The organism is Bradyrhizobium jicamae (assembly GCF_018130695.1).
Classification (GTDB): Bacteria; Pseudomonadota; Alphaproteobacteria; order Rhizobiales; family Xanthobacteraceae; genus Bradyrhizobium; species Bradyrhizobium jicamae_B.
Map to the genome: position 1 here is coordinate 69,211 of NZ_JAFCJX010000023.1, position 17,552 is coordinate 86,762.

Annotated in this window: 20 protein-coding genes; 10 read left to right on the forward strand and 10 right to left on the reverse strand. The window is 63.4% G+C overall.

Going from position 1 to position 17,552, the window contains the following annotated elements; genetic code table 11:
* The first annotated feature begins 1 nt into the window (after position 1).
* Genes JQ604_RS29160 through JQ604_RS29175 form a run of 4 tightly spaced genes read left to right on the forward strand, consistent with a single transcriptional unit; the run spans position 2 to position 3,529 of the window.
* Positions 2 to 499: an acetyl-CoA carboxylase biotin carboxyl carrier protein subunit gene (locus JQ604_RS29160; RefSeq protein ID WP_212364136.1), complete on the forward strand. Its 498-nt coding sequence runs from the start codon at positions 2 to 4 to the stop codon at positions 497 to 499.
* 4 nt (positions 500 to 503) lie between these two features.
* The gene (locus JQ604_RS29165; protein WP_212364137.1) at positions 504 to 2,111 is read left to right on the forward strand and encodes an acyl-CoA carboxylase subunit beta; all 1,608 of its coding nucleotides are present in this window, start codon (positions 504 to 506) and stop codon (positions 2,109 to 2,111) included.
* Positions 2,112 to 2,114: 3 nt separating this feature from the next.
* Positions 2,115 to 2,750: a 2-hydroxychromene-2-carboxylate isomerase gene (locus tag JQ604_RS29170; protein ID WP_212364138.1), complete on the forward strand. Its 636-nt coding sequence runs from the start codon at positions 2,115 to 2,117 to the stop codon at positions 2,748 to 2,750.
* A complete protein-coding gene (locus JQ604_RS29175; RefSeq protein WP_212364139.1) occupies positions 2,747 to 3,529 on the forward strand; it encodes an enoyl-CoA hydratase-related protein in 783 nt (260 codons plus the stop codon). The genes JQ604_RS29170 and JQ604_RS29175 overlap by 4 nt, the downstream gene beginning before the upstream one ends.
* Before the next feature lie 74 nt (positions 3,530 to 3,603).
* Here JQ604_RS29175 and JQ604_RS29180 read toward each other — a convergent pair whose 3' ends face one another.
* Both JQ604_RS29180 and JQ604_RS29185 read right to left on the reverse strand, forming a co-directional pair.
* Positions 3,604 to 3,819, reverse strand: a complete 216-nt coding sequence (locus JQ604_RS29180) for a hypothetical protein (protein ID WP_212364140.1) — start codon at positions 3,817 to 3,819, stop codon at positions 3,604 to 3,606.
* A 16-nt stretch (positions 3,820 to 3,835) separates the two neighbouring features.
* Complete coding sequence (locus tag JQ604_RS29185) at positions 3,836 to 4,171, reverse strand: hypothetical protein (protein ID WP_212364141.1); 336 nt, start codon at positions 4,169 to 4,171, stop codon at positions 3,836 to 3,838.
* Here JQ604_RS29185 and JQ604_RS29190 point away from each other — a divergent pair.
* Both JQ604_RS29190 and JQ604_RS29195 read left to right on the forward strand, forming a co-directional pair.
* Positions 4,170 to 4,532: a hypothetical protein gene (locus JQ604_RS29190; protein ID WP_212364142.1), complete on the forward strand. Its 363-nt coding sequence runs from the start codon at positions 4,170 to 4,172 to the stop codon at positions 4,530 to 4,532. The two genes, JQ604_RS29185 and JQ604_RS29190, sit on opposite strands and share 2 nt — an antisense overlap.
* A gap of 532 nt (positions 4,533 to 5,064) precedes the next feature.
* Complete coding sequence (locus JQ604_RS29195; RefSeq protein ID WP_212364143.1) at positions 5,065 to 7,305, forward strand: NADP-dependent isocitrate dehydrogenase; 2,241 nt, start codon at positions 5,065 to 5,067, stop codon at positions 7,303 to 7,305.
* A gap of 85 nt (positions 7,306 to 7,390) precedes the next feature.
* Here JQ604_RS29195 and JQ604_RS29200 read toward each other — a convergent pair whose 3' ends face one another.
* Positions 7,391 to 7,687 carry a HigA family addiction module antitoxin gene (locus JQ604_RS29200; RefSeq protein WP_212364144.1) on the reverse strand — a complete coding sequence of 99 codons (297 nt, stop codon included), beginning with the start codon at positions 7,685 to 7,687 and terminating at the stop codon, positions 7,391 to 7,393.
* A 40-nt stretch (positions 7,688 to 7,727) separates the two neighbouring features.
* Complete coding sequence (locus JQ604_RS29205) at positions 7,728 to 8,012, reverse strand: type II toxin-antitoxin system RelE/ParE family toxin (protein WP_212364145.1); 285 nt, start codon at positions 8,010 to 8,012, stop codon at positions 7,728 to 7,730.
* A 138-nt stretch (positions 8,013 to 8,150) separates the two neighbouring features.
* On the opposite strand from JQ604_RS29205, the gene JQ604_RS29210 reads away from it, so the two are divergent.
* On the forward strand, positions 8,151 to 9,167 hold the full coding sequence (locus JQ604_RS29210) for a TRM11 family SAM-dependent methyltransferase (RefSeq protein WP_212364146.1): 1,017 nt from the start codon (positions 8,151 to 8,153) through the stop codon (positions 9,165 to 9,167).
* A 79-nt stretch (positions 9,168 to 9,246) separates the two neighbouring features.
* On the opposite strand, the gene JQ604_RS29215 is transcribed toward JQ604_RS29210, so the two are convergent.
* On the reverse strand, positions 9,247 to 10,548 hold the full coding sequence (locus JQ604_RS29215) for a tetratricopeptide repeat-containing protein (RefSeq protein ID WP_212364147.1): 1,302 nt from the start codon (positions 10,546 to 10,548) through the stop codon (positions 9,247 to 9,249).
* 382 nt (positions 10,549 to 10,930) lie between these two features.
* On the opposite strand from JQ604_RS29215, the gene JQ604_RS29220 reads away from it, so the two are divergent.
* Positions 10,931 to 12,457, forward strand: coding sequence for an alkaline phosphatase family protein (locus JQ604_RS29220; RefSeq protein ID WP_212364148.1), 1,527 nt, complete (start codon positions 10,931 to 10,933; stop codon positions 12,455 to 12,457).
* 227 nt (positions 12,458 to 12,684) lie between these two features.
* A complete protein-coding gene (locus tag JQ604_RS29225) occupies positions 12,685 to 14,268 on the forward strand; it encodes an esterase/lipase family protein (RefSeq protein ID WP_212364149.1) in 1,584 nt (527 codons plus the stop codon).
* Between the two features lie 16 nt (positions 14,269 to 14,284).
* Here the strand turns inward: JQ604_RS29225 and JQ604_RS29230 are convergent, their stop codons facing one another.
* The 3 genes from JQ604_RS29230 to JQ604_RS29240 all read right to left on the reverse strand — a co-directional run bounded on the left by JQ604_RS29230 (position 14,285) and on the right by JQ604_RS29240 (position 16,146).
* The gene (locus JQ604_RS29230; protein WP_212364150.1) at positions 14,285 to 14,941 is read right to left on the reverse strand and encodes a hypothetical protein; all 657 of its coding nucleotides are present in this window, start codon (positions 14,939 to 14,941) and stop codon (positions 14,285 to 14,287) included.
* Between the two features lie 127 nt (positions 14,942 to 15,068).
* Positions 15,069 to 15,782 carry a hypothetical protein gene (locus JQ604_RS29235; protein ID WP_212364151.1) on the reverse strand — a complete coding sequence of 238 codons (714 nt, stop codon included), beginning with the start codon at positions 15,780 to 15,782 and terminating at the stop codon, positions 15,069 to 15,071.
* Positions 15,783 to 15,900: 118 nt separating this feature from the next.
* Complete coding sequence (locus JQ604_RS29240; protein WP_212364152.1) at positions 15,901 to 16,146, reverse strand: hypothetical protein; 246 nt, start codon at positions 16,144 to 16,146, stop codon at positions 15,901 to 15,903.
* A gap of 118 nt (positions 16,147 to 16,264) precedes the next feature.
* On the opposite strand from JQ604_RS29240, the gene JQ604_RS29245 reads away from it, so the two are divergent.
* Positions 16,265 to 16,912, forward strand: coding sequence for a hypothetical protein (locus JQ604_RS29245; RefSeq protein ID WP_212364153.1), 648 nt, complete (start codon positions 16,265 to 16,267; stop codon positions 16,910 to 16,912).
* A 4-nt stretch (positions 16,913 to 16,916) separates the two neighbouring features.
* Here the strand turns inward: JQ604_RS29245 and JQ604_RS29250 are convergent, their stop codons facing one another.
* Together JQ604_RS29250 and JQ604_RS29255 are read right to left on the reverse strand one after the other, a co-directional pair.
* Positions 16,917 to 17,216 carry a helix-turn-helix domain-containing protein gene (locus JQ604_RS29250; RefSeq protein WP_212364154.1) on the reverse strand — a complete coding sequence of 100 codons (300 nt, stop codon included), beginning with the start codon at positions 17,214 to 17,216 and terminating at the stop codon, positions 16,917 to 16,919.
* Positions 17,213 to 17,548, reverse strand: a complete 336-nt coding sequence (locus JQ604_RS29255) for a type II toxin-antitoxin system RelE/ParE family toxin (protein ID WP_212364155.1) — start codon at positions 17,546 to 17,548, stop codon at positions 17,213 to 17,215. The genes JQ604_RS29250 and JQ604_RS29255 overlap by 4 nt, the downstream gene beginning before the upstream one ends.
* Positions 17,549 to 17,552 lie beyond the last annotated feature (4 nt).

The following is a 17,552-nucleotide window of genomic DNA, read 5'->3' on the forward strand; positions in this document are numbered from 1 at the left end:
CATGGCGTTCAAGCTCGTCCTCGACGGTACCCTGCATGAGATCGACATCGTCCGGCGGCGGCCGCACCTGGTGGTCCGGATCGACGGGTGTGAGCACGAGGTCTCGGTGACCGGATCCTATGACGACGGCCGCCAGGCGATCGAGATCGCAGGCTCCGCCGTCCACTTCGCGCGCGCCCATGCCGCCGATCGCCTGCTGCTCCGGCTCGACGGCCGCAGCTTCGAGGCGAAATTGCTCGACCCTCGATCAGAGGAGACCGGTGGCGGGCAGGATAGCGTGAGAGCACCAATGCCGGGCGCAGTGGTTACGGTGCACAAGGCGGTCGGCGACCAGGTCTCGCGCGGTGAGCCGCTCATCACCATCGAAAGCATGAAACTTCAGACCGCGCTGCCTGCGCCCCGCGACGGCGTGATCGCCGCGATCCTCCGCTCCGAGGGTGAAGTCTTCGACAAGGACGAGATCATCGTGCGGCTTGAAGACATGGCGCAGGAGAGCTGAATCGATGCGTCGTATCCAGTCCATGGTCAGCCCGTCGAGTGCCGAGTTTCGGCGCAACGAAGCGCATAACCGCGAGTTGGTCGCGACGTTCCGCAGCAAGCAGGACGCCGCGCGCCATGACCGGCCGGCTCGCGACCTCGAACGACTGGCCAAGCAGAACAAGATGCGGCCGCGCGAGCGAATCGAGAAATTGCTCGATCCCGGCACGCCGTTTCTGGAGTTGTCCTCGCTCGCGGCCAATATGGCCTACGGCGGCGATTCTCCTTCCGCGAGCTCGATCGTCGGGATCGGCATCGTGTCCGGTCGCGAGGTCGTGATCCGCGCCGACGACCCCACGGTGAAGGGCGGCGCGTGGTATCCGCTCACGGCGAAGAAGATCGTCCGCGCGCTGGATATCGCGATGGAGAATCGCCTGCCCGTCGTCCATCTCTGCGATTCCGCCGGCGGCTTCCTGCAGCTGCAATCGGAGGTGTTTCCCGACAAGTACATGGCCGGCCGCATCTTCCGCAACCAGTCGATCCTCTCGAAGATCGGCGTCAAGCAGCTCGCGCTGGTGTTTGGCCATTGCACCGCAGGCGGCGCCTATATTCCCGGCCTCTCGGATTACAGCGTGATCGTGCGCGGCACCGGGGCGGTGTTTCTGGGCGGCCCGCCGCTGGTGCGCGCCGCGACCGGCGAGGATGTGACGGTGGAGGAACTCGGCGGCGCGGACATGCACACCAGCGTGTCCGGCACCTGCGATTATCCCGCCGCGAACGAGGATGAGGCCATCCATATCGGCCGCGAGATCGTCTCGCAGTGGGACCGGGCGAAGAAATGGGACATCCAGCGCGAGGCGCCGGAAGAGCCTGCCTACGACCCGCAGGACATCTATGGCATCCTGCCCGACGACATCAAGAAATCCTTCGACATGCGCGAGATCATCGCCCGCATCGTCGATGGCAGCCGCTTCCACGAATACCAGCCGAACTACGGCACGACGCTGGTCTGCGGATACGCCAATATCTGGGGCTTCAAGGTCGGAATCCTCGCCAACAACGGTGTGCTGTTCAACGATTCCTCGCTGAAGGGCGCCCATTTCATCGAACTGTGCAATCAGAACAACACGCCACTGGTCTTCCTGCAGAATATCACGGGCTACATGATCGGCCGGGACTACGAACGCCGCGGCATCACCAAGGACGGCGCCAAGATGATCATGGCGCAGAGCTGCTCCCGCGTGCCGAAGTTCACGGTGATGTGCAACGGCTCCTTCGGCGCGGGCAATTACGGCATGTGCGGCCGCGCGTTCGACGGCCGGATGCTGTTCACCTGGCCGAACCACCAGATCGGCGTGATGGGTGGCGACCAGGCCGCGAACACGCTCGCGGAGGTCAAGATGAACCAGATGAAGCGCAATGGCGACGCCGTCGATCAGGTCGAAGTCGAGCGGCTGTGGGAAAACACCCGCAAGGCCTATCAGGAACAGCTGTCAGCCTATTACTCGACCTCCGAACTCTGGGATGACGGGATGATCGATCCGGTCGACACCCGCAACGCGCTGGGCATCGCGATTTCGGCCTCGTTGAACGCACCGCTCGGTGAACCCGGCTATGGCGTGTTCAGGTTCTGACGGATGCGGACGCCGCTGCGTTTCTACTTCGATTTCGCCTCGCCCTACGCCTATTTCGCGCTGCGGCCGTTGGAAGCGTTGGCGGAAAAGCACGGCCGCAAGATTGAATGTCGGCCAATCCTGCTATGGGCGGTGTTGAAAGCGCATGGCATCGCCGCGCCGCTCGATGCTCCGGTGAAGCGGGCCTATCTCATGGCCGATATGGTCCGTTCGGCGGGTTTTTATGGCGCGCCGTATCGGCACCCGGCCAAGCTTCCAGTTTCCTCGCATCTCGCCGCGAGGCTTTGTTACGCCGTTGCCGAGCAACGACCGGAAGTCGTGCAGGCACTGATACATGCGATCTTCGAGGCGTTCTTCGTGCGCGGCGAGGATATTTCTCGTGCGGACGTGATCCGTACGCTAGCGATGGCGCAGGATCTGGATATGGAGGCGGCGCTGGAAGCCATGGAAGGCCAGATCGGTCGTCGTCGCCTGGCCGCGGCAGTCGATCTTGCGATTGCGGAAAATGTCTGCGGATCGCCTTATGTCATTGTGGATGGCGAAGGGTTTTTTGGGGCGGATCGTTTACCCCAGATTGCCTGGCGCCTGTCGCAAAGCGCGAGCTCTCAGGAGTTGCCGGAGCAGAGAAGCTCATCATGAAAGATTTTGCCGATATCGTTTATGCCGTTTCAGGTGCTGTGGCCCGTATTTCGGTCAACCGTCCGGACAGGCTCAATGCCTATCGGAATGAAACGGCCGACGAGCTACGCGCGGCGCTCGGCCAAGCCGAGGCGGATACGTCGATCAAGGTCGTGATCGTGACGGGCGAAGGACGGGCCTTCGGGGCGGGCTACGATCTCTCGACCGTCAAGCCTAACGAAACGCCTCAGCTCGACCGCGTGCTCGAGCGACATTTCAATCCCCTGGTCCTGGCGATGCGCCATGCGCGCGTGCCGATCATCACTGTTATCAATGGCCCCTGCGCCGGCGCGGCAGTGGGAATAGCACTGGCCGGCGATATCGTGCTGGCGGCTCGCAACGCGTATTTCTATGAGCCTTTCGTCGGAATCGCCCTGGTTCCGGATGCCGGCAACACGCTGTTCCTTTCCCGAATGCTCGGCCGCGTTCGTGCCTCCGGCATGATGCTGCTCGGCGACCGTATTTCGGCCGAGCAGGCGTGCGACTGGGGGTTGGTCTGGCGGGTCGTTGACCCCGAAGAACTCAACGCGGAGGCCGATCGGATAGCGGCAAAGCTGGTATCGCTCGCGCCCGCCGCGGTCGCAGCAACCAAGCAGTTGATCGGTGCGGCGAGCGAGCACGGACTCGCAGGCCAGTTGGCGCTGGAGCGCGATCTGCAGGGTGAAGCAGGTCGTTCGCCAGAGATGAGAGCGGCGATCCATACGTTCTTCGCCGCGCGAGAGAAGACGTCCCACGCTTGAACGAGCGGAAGTGCCCTGACCGAGAAGGCGGCACGTCTCAGCGAAGCCTCCTGGCGACGACGGACGCTGCTGCCTCAATTCCGCCGGTCGGTCCGTCCCGGGCGATCGCGCTTCAGCGCCAGCAGATGCAGGATGGCCCGGTAGCCGGTCAGCAGCAGCGATGACCTTATCGTTTCGAGGATGCTTTTCGACGCAAGCGATGGTGTTGTTGCCGAGACATTGTCGTTCGCGGCAGTTGTGCTTGCGCGAAGCAGAATGTCACTGATTTTTGGAGACTGACACATCGGCATCGTCGCGTCCTCCAACTTAGCTACAACCGGTGATGCGTTTGACTGCTTTCCTGTATTTGAGATGAAGCGCGTTGGCGGCGGCATCAGAGGCCGTGTTGAGCCCCGAGGCCCGATCCGAATCCAGGCACGTCTCCACGTCGAATCTGACGTGCGAGCATGCTCCGACAGCGTTCTTTTCGGACTCTTCCTTCGAAAGTCCGAATCCAACGAAGGTCTGAACATGGCCGGGCGCTGCGTCGACCGTCGATACGAGATTGATCTCGGAGATGTAGTAGGAGGAGCACCGCGTCGCCTGAGCTTCCACATGCCCGACGCACAATCCGAGAATTGGGACCAGCGTACCGTATCTCATGCTCGTTCCCCTGCGGGATTTGTCCCGGACGCTGCAGCCGTCATTGATCCCTTACGTACCCGATCGGGACGGTGCCGTCGCAGCCACTGGCGGAGCCATCGACCACCCGAACAAACGCCGTTCGATAGCCGCTGCCAAGAACGTCAACTTTGCTGCCCTGTGGAGCCATGCACGCGACCAGCCGCGCAACGGCCTTCTCGTCGTAACCCGCCGCGTTCGCGACCTTCTCGAACCGCGCAGCGCGTCGGCATCCTTGAACACCCAAACCGCGGTCGTGTCGTTCTTGGTGCGCAGCACTTGTATGGCGGCCATGATGGCATCAGCAGGGGCCGATACCGGCGCCTCCATTCATTCCAGGTAAGGCAATCGCAGCCATCAGCGCTTGATCTAGGTCAAACGACTTTCGCCGCTTCGGATCGCGCGGGGGCCCGCCTACCGGACTTCGAGTTCTTTGATCGCACGAGGGGCGATATCCGCTGGAGCATATTTCCAGAAACCCTGTGCCCCCGGTCGGAGAATGACGGTCGAGCAGCAATCCCTTCAAGAACTCGGCGGCGTCCGATCCGGTCAACCGGCCCACCACGCTTCATCGGCGTTCCGGGACGCGGCGCGAGCACGGCGCCTGGCCTGGCCCGCCGATCAAAACCGCGCCGGTTGACCGGAACAGCGCGGCCGCTATAGTCCGTCCGCTTCACCCTCCGCGCCCGCGTCACGCCGGCCCATGCAACCGCGTTCGGCGGCCGGCGCCAGGTCTGCGGGCAGGCTCCAAGCTGCACACCAGTTGCCGAAATTGTTCCCGGGTGTCAGGCTCTGCAACCAGGATCGAGATCGTCATGGCGCCGGAGGGCGGGCGCCTGATCACACCCGAACGCCCCTTCCGAGAAAGCCAGCGCATGAGCACGACATCTTCCACCATCATCTACACGCTGACCGATGAAGCGCCGGCTCTGGCCACGGTCGCGTTCCTGCCCATCGTGCGCGCATTCACGACGGCGGCCGGGATCGACGTCACCACCAGCGATATCTCGGTGGCGGGTCGAATCCTCGGCGAGTTTCCGGAATTCCTGACCGAGGCGCAGCGCGTGCCCGACAACCTCGCCGAACTGGGTCGGCTGACGCTGCTGCCCGGCACCAACATCATCAAGCTGCCGAACATCAGCGCCTCGGTGGCGCAGTTGGTGGCGGCGATCAAGGAGCTGCAGGACAAGGGCTACAAGATCCCCGATTATCCCGAGAACCCCAAATCGGACGAAGAGAAGGCGATCCGGGCGCGTTACGCCAAGTGCACCGGCAGCGCCGTCAATCCGGTGCTGCGCGAGGGCAATTCCGATCGCCGCGCACCGCTCGCGGTGAAGACCTACGCACGCAAGAACCCGCACAGCATGGCCGAATGGAGCCAGGCCTCGCGCTCACACGTCTCGCACATGCATCACGGCGATTTCTACCACGGCGAAAAATCCTTGACGCTGGACAAGGCGCGCGACGTGAAGATGGAGCTGATCACGAAAAGCGGCAAGACGATCGTGCTCAAGCCCAAAGTGTCGCTTCAGGACCGCGAGGTGATCGACTCGATGTTCATGGGCAAGAAGGCGCTGCTCGATTTCTACGAACAGCAGATCGAGGACGCCTACAAGACCGGCGTGATGTTCTCGCTGCACGTGAAGGCCACCATGATGAAGGTGTCCCATCCGATCGTGTTCGGTCACTGCGTGAAGATCTTCTACCGCGACGCCTTCGAAAAGCACAGCGAGCTGTTCGACGAGCTGGGCGTGAACGTCAACAACGGCATGGTCGACCTCTACAACAAGATCGCGACCCTGCCGCAAAGCAAGCAGGACGAGATCAAGCGCGACCTGCATGCCTGCCACGAACACCGACCCGAACTGGCGATGGTCGACTCGGCCAAGGGCATCACCAATTTCCATTCGCCCAACGACATCATCGTCGATGCATCGATGCCCGCGATGATCCGCAATGGCGGCAAGATGTGGGGCGCCGACGGCCGCCTGAAGGACGTCAAGGCGGTGATGCCGGAAAGCACCTTCGCCCGCATCTACCAGGAGATGATCAATTTCTGCAAATGGCACGGCGCATTCGATCCGAAGACGATGGGCACCGTGCCCAATGTCGGCCTGATGGCGCAGCAGGCCGAGGAATACGGCTCGCACGACAAGACCTTTGAAATCCCCGAAGACGGCGTGGCCAACATCACCGATCTCGCCACCGGCGAGGTGCTGCTCAGCGAGGACGTCGAACAAGGCGACATCTGGCGCATGTGCCAGGTCAAGGACGCCGCGATCCGGGACTGGGTCAAGCTCGCGGTAACCCGCGCCCGCAACTCCGGCATGCCGGTGCTGTTCTGGCTCGACCCGTACCGCCCGCATGAGGCGCAGCTCATCACCAAGGTCAAGATGTACCTGCATGAGCACGACACCACCGGCCTCGACATCCAGATCATGAGCCAGGTGCGCGCCATGCGCTATACGCTGGAGCGCGTCGTCCGCGGGCTCGACACCATCAGCGCCACCGGCAATATCCTTCGCGACTACCTGACCGACCTGTTTCCGATCATGGAGCTCGGCACCTCGGCCAAGATGTTGTCCATCGTGCCGCTGATGGCCGGCGGCGGCATGTATGAAACCGGCGCCGGCGGCTCGGCACCCAAGCACGTGCAGCAGCTGGTGGAAGAGAACCACCTGCGCTGGGATTCTCTCGGCGAGTTTCTGGCGCTCGCCGTCTCGCTGGAGGACCTCGGCATCAAGACGGGCAACCAGAGAGCCAAGCTTCTGGCCAGGACGCTGGATGCCGCCACCGGCAAGCTGCTGGACAACAGGAAGTCGCCCTCACCGCGGACCGGCGAACTCGACAACAGGGGCAGCCAGTACTACCTCGCGACATACTGGGCGCAGGAACTTGCGGCTCAGACCGAGGACCTCGCCTTGCAGGCGCGTTTCAAGGCGCTCGCCGAAACGCTGAGCCAGAACGAGGAGAAGATTGTCGCCGAGCTCGCGGCCGTGCAGGGCGCGCCGGCGGACATCGGCGGCTACTACCTGCCCGACTCGGTCAAGCGGGAAGCCGTGATGCGCCCAAGCGTGACGCTCAACGCGGCGCTGGCGCAGATGGGAGGCGCATAGGCGGCGGGCGGCCGGTCACGGTTCGATGGGCGGCCGCCATGCGGACGCCCGAACGATGACTCATGCACGCTCGCGCAGCCTGGCCTCACGCCGCCTCGTAAGACACGATCTTCTTGATCTGCGGCGCCAGCACATCTTCGGCCGTTTCGAGATCGAAGCGCGTCTGGATGTTCATCCAGAACGCCGCACCGGTCTTGAAGAATTTTCCGAGCCGCAGCGCAGTGTCCGCAGTCACGGGTTTTTCTTCGCGCGCGATCCGTTCGATGCGGGTGCGCGGCACGTTCAGCGCAGCCGCAACCGCGTAAGGTGTCAGCTTGAGCGGAACGAGAAATTCCTCCCGCAGGATTTCGCCGGGATGAACCGGCGGAAGCTTCTTTGCCATATGCGAACTCCTGTTCGGTTGCCACATGCCGCCTGCCCGGCTAGTGATAGTCGACGATCTCCACCTCTTCGGGACCCGCATCGGTCCACCTGAACACGACCCGCCATTGATCGTTAATGCGGATCGAGTGTTTGCCCGCCAAATCGCCCTTGAGAGCTTCAAGGCGGTTTCCGGGAGGCGGGTTTAAGGCCTCAAGAAAAGTGGCGGCATCCACCATGATCAATTTTCGGCGAGCAACGTTGGCGAGATTAGCCGGAAAGCCCTTCGGGACCGAACGGCCCTGAAGGATCAGCTCGGCGAACTTCCCCTTAAAGCTCCTGATCATGAGCAATAGTATCTCATCGAGATACGTATTGCAAGATTTGGTATCTCGGTGAGATACTACGACACCACCATGCCGCGATCTCAAGCAGTCCGAGAATTGGATTGGCGGCGGGCTCAGAGGTGTGGTTTAGAGACATCCATGACCTCGACCAACACCTTCATCGCGCAGATCGCGCCGCAACGAAGCTCGCAATACACCAATCTGGCGCGCGATCTCGCGGCCGCCGAGCTTCTGGCCTCGCCGCTGGGATCGACGCTGTCTAGCGTATCGCCGGCGCTTATCGCTGGCCAGGATTACATCAAGTTTACGACGCCGGCGACAGGCCTCGCGGAGGGGCATCGCAGGCTGCTCGCCAGCATGGCGATGCTCGGCAGCGTGTTCGAGCTGTTTGACGCGATCGGCGCCGTGCAGGGCCCGCTGCTCCGGCCGATCGACGTCAGTTACCCCTACGCGCTGTCATCGGACCTGCCTTCGATCCGGCGCTACAAGGGCAAGACCAGCGAGTTCTTCACGCACTTCGTCTGCAACATCGCGAAAAATGCGTCCGCGTTTCGTGACAAGGAATGGTCGGAGCTGAAGCTGCTTGATCCCTTGTGCGGCGGCGGCACGACGCTGTTTGTCGGTCTTTCGCTCGGCGCGGGTGTTGCCGGCGTCGAGATTGATCGCGGCGACGTCGAATCCACCGCCACCTTCATCATGCAATATTGCCGCGAGAACCGCATCAAGCTGGAGAAGACCGAGGAGCGGCTGCGCAAGCTCGCCAGCGCGCGGCGCTGGCTGTTCCAGATCGGCAAGGAGAAGCCGCTGCGCTGCATGCTGGCCAATGGCGACGGTTCGATGGCGAAAGAGCTGACGTCCGGTTTCGGCCAGCCCCACCTGATCGTCACCGACCTGCCCTATGGCATTCAGCACAACGCGCCGCTGCAGGCGCTGCTGGCCGAATGCCTGCCGGCCTGGGCGAGGCTTCTGATGCCCGGCGGCTGCATGGCCTTCTCCTGGGATTCGACGCGCTTCACCCGCGAGGAGATGGTGGCCTTCGTCGAGGCCACCGCGCCGTTCAACGTCGTGCAGGATCCGCCCTATGACGGCCTCGCGCACCGCGTCGACCGCGTGATCAAGCGGCGCGACGTGCTCGTCGCCCGATCGCGCAGCTGAAGATCAGCCGAGCCACATCGACAGCTCGGCATCCTCGGCGATGCTGCGATCACGCGGCTGACCGGAAACGCGCCGCGCCTCACGCCTTCGCCAGCAGCGCCTTCAGTTCGCCGATCTGCTTGCGCGTGGTGTCGGCCATCCACGGCTCCGGCGCACTGGCCAGCACCTGCTCGAGCAGGGCATTGCCCTTGGCGTCACCGAGGCCGACCAGCGCTTCCGCAAGGCTCGCGCCTGCCCAATATCGCTCCTCGAGCAATGCCGGGGTCGACACCTTGTCGCCCTGCTCCCTGGTCTGCGGCGTGCAAATCCTGGCGACCTGGCGGCGCACGCGCGCGGCCAGAACGTTATCGGCAATCCGGTCGTCGCCGTCTGATCGCGATGCCCTGATGTTGAGGAGATAGGCGAGGTTGGTCCCGGTATAGAAATCGGCGCGGATCAGGAAGCCGCGTTCCGCGGCCAGGATCGCGATGTCGAGATGGGTCTTGCGCTCGTCGGGACTGAGATCTCCGAGATTTGCCATCCGCTTGTGCAGGCCGCACCACAGGCCGAGCGTCTCGGGATCGTTGGTCACATCAGGGTCGAGCTGCTGCAGCAATTGCGCCGCCTCGGCATAGGCGGCCTTTGCCGCGGCCGGCGCGGCGCTGTCGCCGGATTTGTAGGTCGCGAGCGCCAGCTCCTGGATGACGCGCGGCCGCGGCAGCTTGGCCTGGCCATGGGAGTCCGACTGCGCGTCATAGATCTTGCGCAGCGTGAACTTCGCGACCTCGAAATTGCCCTGGCTCTTGGCATCGAGCGCGAGCTTCCACATCGCGCTGTAGGTTTCGGAATCATCGACCGCCGCCGCCTGCGTTGCCGCAACGGCCGCCAGCGCCGCCTTCTGCTCTTCGCGGGTCGGCTGCCGCAGCCACGGCAGCAACGAATACACCGGACTGTCGGTCGCCGAGCCCTCCTTCAGCGCCAGCGCGATCGCCTTGAGCTGCTCGCGCATCCGCATCACCTCGGAGAAGCCGATGTCGACGCCGAGATGGGTGTAGGAGCGGATCAGGATGTGATTGATGTCGAACGGGCTCTTGAACTGGCTCTCGGCGATGATGATGGTCGATCGCGGCTTCAGCGCATGGCGCACGCCGAGCTCGAACACGGCATTGAGGTTCGAGGTCGAGAGGTCGGCGACCACGAGATCGGCGGCGAACAGCTGCTCATACATCGGAATATCGATGACGCCGGAGTGCTGGATCTCGTCGGCCCGCACGCAATCGTAGCCGGCATCCTGCACCGCCGGCTTGATGATGTTGTGATAGGTCTTGTCGAGGTCGAGCTTGCGGCCGGTCTGGAAGTCGGTCTTCTCGCCGAACCCCATTACGGCAAAACAGGTGGGCATGGCAGCACCTCGCTTGGTATCCAGCACGGCGGCACGGCACGGCACGGCGCGACAAATCACTCGTGCAAGACGTGAAATAGACGCGACGCCCGACAATACATCCCCGGATCGGGACACGAGCCGTCCTTGAAAGCCGTCACTATGGCAGGGGAATCGCCGCGCACAACCCGCAAGTGCACATTTGCCGGATAGTTGATCAAGCGGCGAACCGCCGCAGGCGGCGCCGATTCTCCATCCCGCTCCGGAAGCGGCCGCCTTCACCGAATCTTGTATTGCTGCTTAAGGTTGCATTGCCGGATTATGCTTCTTCGGGCCGATTGCCGCATCAGCGGCCGTCGGCCCACGCGCGTTTCGCATCATCCATTGCCGCGGGAGCAGGGTCATGGCCAACCAACTGGGCGCAATCAAGCACATCGTTCAACTCATGCTGGAGAACCGGTCGTTCGACCAGATGCTCGGCTTTCTCTACACTGCGAACGGCAACCGCTCGCCGACCAACCAGCCCTATGAAGGACTGACCGGCAACGAGTCCAACCCCGACGACACCGGGCGGGAGATCACGGTGTTCCGGATCGACGCCAGTGCGCCGCATCCCTATCTGATGCCGGGCGCCGATCCCGGCGAGGGGTTCTTCAACACCAACTACCAGCTGTTCCAAACTGACGATCCAGCGCCCGGCGCAGTCCCGAACAACCGCGGCTTCGTCATCAACTTCAAGGCGGCGATCCAGTCCGACCAGGCCAAGGGGTTCAAGGATTCGCTGCCCGGCACCGAACCGTCCGAGATCATGGGCATGTATGCGCCGGAGATGCTGCCGGTGATGTCCGGCCTCGCCAAGGGCTTTGCGGTCTGCGATCTCTGGTTCTCGTCAGCGCCGACCCAGACCATTCCGAACCGCACTTTCGCCGCGGCCGCCACCTGCCAGGGCCATCTCGACAACCACGTCAAGGTCTTCACCTGCCCGAGTATCTTCGGGCGGCTGTCGGACAAGAACATCGACTGGGCGATCTACGGCTACAACCGCGATCCGCTGACGCGGCTCGACTTCACCGACACCCAGCATGCCGACGAAGGCCATTTCGGCCACTTCCGCGACTTCGAGGCGCGCTGCGCCAACGGCACGCTGCCGGCCTACACCTTCCTCGAGCCGAGCTTCGGCGCCAGCGGCAACAGCCAGCATCCGAACTACGATGTCGCCGCCGGCGAGAAGCTGATCTACGACACGTATCAGGCGGTGCGCCGCGGCCCCGGCTGGAACGACACGCTGCTGCTGATCACCTATGACGAGCATGGCGGCAATTACGACCACGTCGCGCCGCCCTCGGGCGCGACGCCACCGGACAATTCGATCGGCGAGTTCAATTTCGACTTCAAGCGCTTCGGTGTGCGCATCCCGGCGCTGCTGATCTCGCCGCGGATCGCGGCCGGCACCGTGTTCCGCGCCAGGCGCGGCGTCATCGATCACACCTCGGTGCTGAAGACGATCGAGCTGCGGTTCGGCGTACCGCCGCTGACCGAACGCGACAAGGCGGCGCCCGATCTCGGCGACGTGCTGACCCTCGCCAATCCGCGCACCGACGATCCCTTGCAGGGCGTCGTGGTGCCGACCACCGACGTCGCCCATCCGGAGCAGGCCGAGCCGTCATTGATCGAGAACATCCACGCCCACAAGGTGTCACTGCTGCCGCTGCGCAACGATCAGGGCAGCTACGATCGCCACACCCCGCCCGATCTCTCGACCAGCGCGCAGATCGGCGATTACATCCAGGGCCGCACGGCGGCCTGGACCCAGCATCTGCAGCGCAAGCGGGCGCAGCGCGAGGCGCGCGCGGCGGCCACCCGCGGCAGCGGCGGCGGTCGCAAGGCGAAGCCGCGCAAGGCACCGGCGAAGAAGACCAGGCGGCGCTGACGGTACGTTGACGACGTCGAAATGGCTGCGGCGATGTCCGCGGCTGACGCCGCCGCGCCGGCCTGGCACGGCGGCCGGCGGCGCCGATCGACCTCGACTGGCGCCCCGCTGCGACACAATCCAAGATTGTTTCGGTGCCGCCGACCCGCTAGTCTCGAAGACACACGCCAGGAGCGGGACCGCCGCGCATCCGCTCCCCACCATGGCGGACTGCAGGGAGATTCTCGATGGCAACCTCTCGCTTCGAACCGCCTTATTATCCGATCATCTATGTCCGCGGTTACGCCGGCACCGACAGCGAAATCGAGGACACGGTGTCCGACCCCTATATGGGCTTCAACCTCGGCTCGACCCGCCTTCGCACGCTCTGGACCGGCAAGAACGAACGCTACTATTTCGAATCGCCGCTCGTGCGCCTGATGAAGGATTTCGACTACCGCGACGTCTACTCGTCGGGCCTGAACATGACCGAGATCGACGAGCTGCCGCCCGGCGGGATCGATCCACGCTCGATCACTATCTACCGCTACTACGATCAGGTGTCCGCGGTGTTCGGCGAGGGCAAGCAGGTGAAGATGGAGGATTTCGGCAAGGGGCTCAGCGCCCTTATCGGCAAGCTGCGCGACCGGATTTGCAAGGACGATGCGGAAAAGGCCGAGTTCAAGGTCTACCTGGTCGGGCATTCCATGGGCGGTCTGGTGATCCGCTGCTTCCTGCAGAACGACAATATCGGCGATCCTGCGCTGAAAAAATGCGTCGACAAGGTCTTCACCTACGCGACGCCGCACAACGGCATCGACTTCGACATCCTCGGCAACGTGCCCGCCTTCTTCACCGCGCAAAGCGTCGACAATTTCAATCGCGGCCGGATGTGCAGCTATCTCGGGCTTCCGCCGAACATCGAGCAGGTCAACACGCTGAACGGCAAGTTCGACCTGGATCGGTTCTTCTGCCTGGTTGGCACCAACCCGAAGGACTACACCGTCGCGGCCGGATGGTCGGCCCGCCTCGTTGGCCCCTTCAGCGACGGCCTGGTCCGCATGGACAACGCGGTCCTGTTCGAAGGTGACGTGGCAGCGGGCACGGCAAAGCTCGGCTCGCGTGCCTTCGTCTACCGCAGTCACTCCGGCTATTACGGCATCGTCAATTCGGAGGAAGGCTTTCAGAACCTGACCCGGTTCCTGTTCGGCAACCTGCATGTCGACGGCCGCCTCGAAGTACAGGATATTACCCTGCCGCCCGACGTCGAGAAGGCCCGCGTGAAAGGCCAGGACGTGCGGGCTTCATACCAGTTCGAAGTCGTGGCACGTGTGAGAGGCGCGCATTGGGACCTCAGCCGCCGTGTCGCCAACGAGAATTCGGCGTTGTTTCGAACATACGGCGAATTGTTTCCGCAAGCCGTCCAACGCGAAGGCGTGGACAAGCCCAACCACGACAACCCGGTGCTGTTCAACGTCTATCTCGACGGCGCCCAAAAAGTCGGCCCCGGCAAATCGCTGGGCTTCAGTATCGACCTCGGCGTGCTCGTCCCCGAGTACCAGGTCGACGGCGTGCTCTGGCTGAAGCAGCATTTTGCCGGCGGATACATCTTTCGCGACAAGCTCAATCTCGAAGCCATGCCCCCGAGCAAATCCAACGACCAATGGAGGCTCCGCTACGCCTTCGATAGTGAACGGCCAAACCAGGCCACAAAACTGATCACTGGAACGGTGGTGGGCGACCGGCTCGAGTTCAGGATTCCGGTGGTGCAGAAGAACCGCCCCGGCATCGACGCCACACTGGTGTTGAGTGCCGGACAGTGGAACGTCTGAACGCGTGCGATGGCTATCAATCGTCGTCGAACAGCCTGATCCGCGGCGATTCCATCCGCTCCGGATCGGCGGCGAGAAGACGTGGCGTGTCGGTCGCCTGCCGCACCCTCAGCTCGACGTCGCGTAGATCCTCATCTCCGTGCCGCGGCTGGCGGCGGCGCTCGGCCCATTCCTGGCGCCGTTCGGCACGACGCTTCTCGGCGGCCGCGCGCTTCGCATCGCGCACCCTGGCATTGGCGTCTTCGGAAGGAGCATTTTGCTCGCGGCTTGCGTTCTGTGCGTTGGACGCGGGCGGCGCTGCATTGGCTTGTGCCGGCTGCGGCGCGGCCGTGTTGTTCGTGGTGGCGTTGTTGCTGTCGCGCTGAGCATTCGCATCCGCCGCCGGCGCAACATTGGCGACTTGCGCGGGCGCTGCGTTCTGCTGCGGCACCGGCGCGACAGTGACTGGCTTGGTGGCCGCAGCCTGTGTCGCCGCCAGATACGTCACCGGCTCGGAGGCTGCGTTGGAAACCTGGGTCGGCTCGGGCGCATTGCGCCGCTCGACCTTGCTGACCTCCTGCTTGCCGTCGTGCGGGCTCGTGATATTGGCGATGGTCAGGCCGCCGCCAAGACCGGCTGCGATGGCCACCACCACAGTTCCCACCCCCGCAAAATAAGCTGTTGCTGTGCGCATGTCCCGTCTCCTCGTCCGTGCGAGCAACGTGTGACGGGAGACGATGTTCCTGACGGAACCGGCGCCGCGCGGACGCCATCGAGGCTGAAAGGAAGCGAAATTTCGTGGGTGATGCGAGCCCTGCGGCTCAGATCATCGCGGCGACTTTGTCGAGGCCGATGATGCGTGCGAGCTGGCGCACTTCATTCTTCTGGTCTTCGCGGAGCTGGAACAGCAGCGGCATCGCCGCCGATTTCAACTGCTGGACCTCGGCGGAGTCGGGATCGATCGGCATGCCGCCGGCGCTGGGATCGGCCTGGCGCTTCGCGTGGATCTTGCGCGCCACAGCGCGCAGCGCCGTCTCGACCGGCGGCCAATAGGACTCCTGCGCCGCCGACAGTTTGAGACGTTCCTTGATGCCGGCGATCTGGACGTCGCTGAGCAGCGCGTAGTTCTTCTGCGGCGCTGGCTTTGCGGCGGCCTTCGGCTTGGCGGGTTGCGGTGCTGCGGGCGCGGCCGCCTGATCGTTCAGCTTGGGCAGCCCAACATCGCCGGGCTCGGCCGAGGCATAGGCCTGGCGCAGCGGATCGTTGTTGAGCACGGGGATCGCGGCCTGGGCCTGCAGCTGCAGCGCAGACGGGGCCGCCGGCTGCTGGGGTGGCTCATAGGCGGCCATCGCCAAGGTTGCGACCGCGAGCTTGTCCTTCTTGCTGGCCTTGTTGGAAACCGGAGCCTGATCGGGCGCGCCCGCGGCCACCTCGGCACCCGCCGTCGGCATGCTGTCACGTGCGATGATCGCAGTCGCGGCGGCGCCGGCAACGAGGACACAGGTCAGCGCTGCGATGGTGATGGCTCTGGTCAACAAGGACTCCCTACCCGCCGGTCAGGCGGAAACTGAACGATAATTAAGGCGTTAGCATGCCGCCGAAATGGGCAAGCCGCGCCAAAATCATCGAAAATCGGTCGAAAACGTCCCCAAATCAGGCCGCAGCGACCAATTCATAGACTTCCTGGATGTCGGCGACGATCTCATGGGCATCCCACAGGGCACCCGGGGCGACCGAACGCAGGCTGACGGTCCAGTTGGTCCGGCGGGTCCGCGGCGTCGAGACGATGTCGAATTCGACGCTCCGGCACAGCGGATGGCGCTGCAGGGCGTGGAAGACGCGGACCCGGAGTTCGTCCAGCGTCGCGGGTTCCTTTGCATAGAGCGCCTGAAAATCCATCTCGCATCCTCAACTCTTGCCGGGCCGGCCGGAGCCATGGCCGCGGTCCGTCCTGTGCTGATATTGTTGGGGCGATCGTGGTTAATGGCCCGTTAAGGCAGGAGACGGGGCGACAATTGTGGAAGCGCAAAGCGTCACAACGGCCGTCGCGGCCCACCCCTCGGCGCGCCGCAGCCTGGTCGCCACCGCCATGATCTCTGTGATCACGTTGCTGATCATGACCTTCGACCTGCTGGCACCGAACTGGCCGGCGAGTTTCGGGGATTTGCTGTTGCTGCCGCTGACGGCGCTGCTGTTCCTCGGCTGCTGCCTGTGGTCGCTGGTGCTGTTGCTGTGGATCCGCCGCGGTGGGATCAGCTTTGCCGGCCCGCTCGTGATCTGTGCGGCAACCGCTGCGCTGCTGGTCACTGCGCCGCTGCAGGACATCTACCTGCAGGCCAATTTCCGCTGGCATCGTGCCGAACGCGATCGGATCGTGGCACAGGTCGCACGCGGCGAGCTGACGCCCAATGTCGACTACAACAAGAACCTGATCGCGCTTGGCCCCAATGCACCCGGTGTCTCAGAGGGCAACGAGATCGTTGTCGACGGGTTCGGAGAAGGCGCTTACGTGCTGTTCATGACCTACCGCGGCCTGAAGCACTATTTCAACGGCTTCCTCTACGTGCCGCCAGGCAGCGATCCCGCGAAATTCTTCGAGTTCGATGACAAGCCACCGAGGCGGCTCGATCGCTGCAGCGAGCAGTGGTATTTCGTGGCGAATTAACCCGTCAGACCAGCTCCATCCGCAAATTTCGACCGACGGCCTGCGCCGCACGTGCCAGCGTTCCCAACGTCACCGACTCGTTCTCGGGATCGAGCAGGCGATCAAGCTGCGCACGGCTCGTCTTCATCCGCGACGCCAGCTCGGTTTTTGAGATGTCTTCGCGACGCATCAGGTCAGCAAGCTGACGCGCAAGCACGCGCTTGATCGCGCGCGCGGTCACTTCTTCGTAGATGCCCCCTTCCTTCAAAAACTCATCGAAAGACGATCCGACTTTGCCTTTCGACCTCTTGCTTGGCTTCGTCACGAAATGTCCCTCTTCCTTTTGATGGCCACGTCCAGATCCGCTTGAGGCGTTTTCTGGGTCTTCTTGATGAACGCGTGCAGCAAGACCATCTTTCCATCCTGCTCGCAAAACAGGATGCGTGCGATGCGCCCTTGCGTCAGCGTGCTGCGAACTTCCCACAAGCCCTGCCCCAACGAGCGACAAAGCGGCATGCCGATCGGCCAGGCAAACTCCACGTCCTTGATATCCTCGCCGACGATCTTGCGGTCCTCGGCCGACAAATCCCTCAACCAATCCCTCACCGGCTCACGACCGGATGGAAGCGCATAAAAGAAGGCCGGTAGCCGCTTCATTGGA

Excerpts from the sequence above, each read along its gene's own strand:
- JQ604_RS29160 (WP_212364136.1), top strand. The coding sequence starts at position 2 with ATGGCGTTCAAGCTCGTCCTCGACGGTACCCTGCATGAGATCGACATC.
- JQ604_RS29165 (WP_212364137.1), top strand. The coding sequence starts at position 504 with ATGCGTCGTATCCAGTCCATGGTCAGCCCGTCGAGTGCCGAGTTTCGG.
- JQ604_RS29170 (WP_212364138.1), top strand. The coding sequence starts at position 2,115 with ATGCGGACGCCGCTGCGTTTCTACTTCGATTTCGCCTCGCCCTACGCC.
- JQ604_RS29175 (WP_212364139.1), top strand. The coding sequence starts at position 2,747 with ATGAAAGATTTTGCCGATATCGTTTATGCCGTTTCAGGTGCTGTGGCC.
- JQ604_RS29180 (WP_212364140.1), bottom strand. The coding sequence starts at position 3,819 with ATGCCGATGTGTCAGTCTCCAAAAATCAGTGACATTCTGCTTCGCGCA.
- JQ604_RS29190 (WP_212364142.1), top strand. The coding sequence starts at position 4,170 with ATGCTCGTTCCCCTGCGGGATTTGTCCCGGACGCTGCAGCCGTCATTG.
- JQ604_RS29185 (WP_212364141.1), bottom strand. The coding sequence starts at position 4,171 with ATGAGATACGGTACGCTGGTCCCAATTCTCGGATTGTGCGTCGGGCAT.
- JQ604_RS29195 (WP_212364143.1), top strand. The coding sequence starts at position 5,065 with ATGAGCACGACATCTTCCACCATCATCTACACGCTGACCGATGAAGCG.
- JQ604_RS29200 (WP_212364144.1), bottom strand. The coding sequence starts at position 7,687 with ATGGCAAAGAAGCTTCCGCCGGTTCATCCCGGCGAAATCCTGCGGGAG.
- JQ604_RS29205 (WP_212364145.1), bottom strand. The coding sequence starts at position 8,012 with ATGATCAGGAGCTTTAAGGGGAAGTTCGCCGAGCTGATCCTTCAGGGC.
- JQ604_RS29210 (WP_212364146.1), top strand. The coding sequence starts at position 8,151 with ATGACCTCGACCAACACCTTCATCGCGCAGATCGCGCCGCAACGAAGC.
- JQ604_RS29215 (WP_212364147.1), bottom strand. The coding sequence starts at position 10,548 with ATGCCCACCTGTTTTGCCGTAATGGGGTTCGGCGAGAAGACCGACTTC.
- JQ604_RS29220 (WP_212364148.1), top strand. The coding sequence starts at position 10,931 with ATGGCCAACCAACTGGGCGCAATCAAGCACATCGTTCAACTCATGCTG.
- JQ604_RS29225 (WP_212364149.1), top strand. The coding sequence starts at position 12,685 with ATGGCAACCTCTCGCTTCGAACCGCCTTATTATCCGATCATCTATGTC.
- JQ604_RS29230 (WP_212364150.1), bottom strand. The coding sequence starts at position 14,941 with ATGCGCACAGCAACAGCTTATTTTGCGGGGGTGGGAACTGTGGTGGTG.
- JQ604_RS29240 (WP_212364152.1), bottom strand. The coding sequence starts at position 16,146 with ATGGATTTTCAGGCGCTCTATGCAAAGGAACCCGCGACGCTGGACGAA.
- JQ604_RS29255 (WP_212364155.1), bottom strand. The coding sequence starts at position 17,548 with ATGAAGCGGCTACCGGCCTTCTTTTATGCGCTTCCATCCGGTCGTGAG.